The organism is uncultured Nevskia sp. (assembly GCF_903885465.1).
Taxonomy (GTDB): domain Bacteria; phylum Pseudomonadota; class Gammaproteobacteria; order Nevskiales; family Nevskiaceae; genus Nevskia.
Genome location: NZ_CAISIQ010000440.1, coordinates 1 through 2,348 on the forward strand (window position 1 = coordinate 1; position 2,348 = coordinate 2,348).

At 63.2% G+C, this 2,348-nt stretch carries 4 protein-coding genes; 1 reads left to right on the top strand and 3 read right to left on the bottom strand.

Going from position 1 to position 2,348, the window contains the following annotated elements:
* The 3 genes from QZY06_RS17095 to QZY06_RS17105 form a co-directional block, all read right to left on the bottom strand.
* Nucleotides 1–457 (bottom strand): SDR family NAD(P)-dependent oxidoreductase (locus QZY06_RS17095; protein ID WP_295686307.1); only part of this gene is annotated, 457 nt, incomplete at its 3' end.
* A 26-nt stretch (nt 458–483) separates the two neighbouring features.
* On the bottom strand, nt 484–888 hold the full coding sequence (locus QZY06_RS17100; protein ID WP_295686308.1) for a nuclear transport factor 2 family protein: 405 nt from the start codon (nt 886–888) through the stop codon (nt 484–486).
* A gap of 60 nt (nt 889–948) precedes the next feature.
* A complete protein-coding gene (locus QZY06_RS17105; protein ID WP_295686310.1) occupies nt 949–1,734 on the bottom strand; it encodes an SDR family NAD(P)-dependent oxidoreductase in 786 nt (261 codons plus the stop codon).
* Nucleotides 1,735–2,051: 317 nt separating this feature from the next.
* Here QZY06_RS17105 and QZY06_RS17110 point away from each other — a divergent pair.
* The coding region (locus QZY06_RS17110; RefSeq protein WP_295686311.1) for a hypothetical protein at nt 2,052–2,348 on the top strand (297 nt) is incomplete at its 3' end.

The following is a 2,348-nucleotide window of genomic DNA, read 5'->3' on the forward strand; positions in this document are numbered from 1 at the left end:
ACATGCCGTCGTTCTCGAGAACGCGCAGTGCCGCCGTGGTGGCGCACAGCACCATGCAGCCGCCGCCCGCAGCCTTGAGCGCGGCAGCGCCATGCTTGAGCAAGCGGAAAGAGCCGAACACGTCGGTCTCGTAGACGCGGCGGAAATCCGCTTCCGGCATCTCGGCGACCGAGCCCAGCGGCAGCGCCGGGCCGGTCATCGAGACGATGGCACCGAGCCCGTTCCAGTGCGACGCGGACTGTTCGACGAAGCGCTTCACCGCCGCGTCGCTGGTCATGTCCGCTTGTACCGCAACCGCCTTGCCGCCTGCAGCGGTGATCAGGCCGACCAGTGCATCGGCCTTCTTCTGATTGCCGTTGTAGCCGACGATTACCGGCGCCCGCCTTGCGATGCGCCTGACCACCGCTTCACCGAGACCGCCGGTGGCTCCGAGTACTGCGACGCTTCTTGTTTCCACGGTCATCTCCCCGATGTGATCCATCGCTATTGACCGCAGAGCACTTCGTTGGCGTGCATCGTGTCCATGTACTCCTTCACCGACTGGATCTTGCCGTCGCGAACGATGTGCAGCAGGTGATAGAAATTGTTGTAGACCTTGCCGCCGAACACGCCATAGGACTCGGCTTCCAAAGCGACGCGATCACCTTCGGCGGTCCAGGCAAGCGGCGTCACTTTGAGCCCGTTCTCGGAATTGGCCGCAACGCCCTTGAGCAGATCGAAGAACTCGGCCTTGCTGCGCTTGCCCGCCAGCGGAAACTTCCCTGGCTTGCCGGCAATCCACCAGGTGAAGCCATCGTCGCTGATCAATGACGATGCGGCCTCGATATCCGCAGCCGAAAATGCTGTCCAGAAGCGCGCGACGATCTTCTTGTTCTCTTCGATGCTCATGCTGTTCTCCTCGCTATTGTTCATTTTTGGGGGGATGTAAGGTGATCGCGACGTTGGCGATCACTTCAACTGGATCACCTGCCCGGCATCCACCGGAAGCACCACGCCATTGATGAAGGACGAAGCCTCGCTGGCCAGCAGCAGCAGCGCGCCGCTGAGTTCGCGCACGTTGCCGACGCGGCGCGTCGGCAGGCTGTCGGCGACGGCCTTGCCTGCATCGGTGGCCAGAAAACCTTCGGACATTTCGGTCATGAAATAGCCCGGCGCAATCGCGTTGCAGCGGATGTTCTTGTCGAGCAATTCGGCAGCAATCTGCCGCGTCAGCTGATTGGTCGCGGCCTTCACGCTGCCGTAGCAGCTGACGTATTGCATCACCTGCATGCCGGTCGTCGAGGTGATGTTGACGATCGAGCCGGGCTTGCCGGCCTCGATCAGCCGCCGCGCGAACTCGCGGCACATGCGCATCATGCCGGTGAAGTTGACGTTGATCAGGTTGTTCCAGGCCTCGTCGCCGATGTCGGTGAACGGCATGAAGTCGAGCTGGCCCGCGCAGTTGACCAACACGTCGACCAGACCGACCTCGCGCTGCGCATGCTCGAAGACGCGCTTGACGCTGTCGCTGTCGCCCACGTCCAGTTCGATCGCCACGGCCTGGCCGCCGGCCGCGACGATGTCCGCAGCGACTTTCTCGATACGGTCCTTGCGCCGCGATGCGCAGATTACCGTCGCGCCTGCCCCAGCCAAGGTATGGGCGAACTGCTCGCCCATGCCGGACGCCGCGCCGGTGACCAGCGCGATCCTGCCCTTCAGCGAAAACGCTTCGGCCACGTTGAAATCAAAAGCCATGTCTTCTCTCCTCTCTCGTTCGCATCGGCGATGAGCTGCTCTGTCGGCAGCTGTGCCGCTCACACGCTACGGTGCTGCGAGGCGCAAGGCTTGACGCGGCTTGCCACGATTTGCACCGGACTGCCAAAGCGCAAGGAATCACTCGCTGTGTCGGCGCCATTGCCGTATCGACGAGGCAGATGCCCGAGCCGCAGCTCCGCTGCCTTGGCATACACTCGGCCGCGAGCGGAGGCAGAAGCGGCTTTCGCTACAGGCAGCTCGCCCAAGTCGCGAGCGCCGATTCGGTGCGGGCTAGCGTCAGCGGAGATCAACGCGAGATGACCACGGTTTATCGCACGGCGTCCTTGAGCGCCAAGAGTCGCTTTCCCTTCTGGCAGACGCTGATGTGTCAGAACGTGGCACTGGCCCATGGCAGCAGCGATGACGACGAACGTTTCGATGCGCGCGTCTCGGTATCCGTGCTGGGGGCCGCGACCGTGTTCGACGTGTCGGCACCGTTCCAGTCCTGGCAACGCAGCCGGGAACAGGTGCGCCGCTCGCCGCGCAACGAGTACCTGATGACGATGATGCTGTCCGGCAATGGACTGCTCAGCCAGGATGGCCACGAGGTCGTC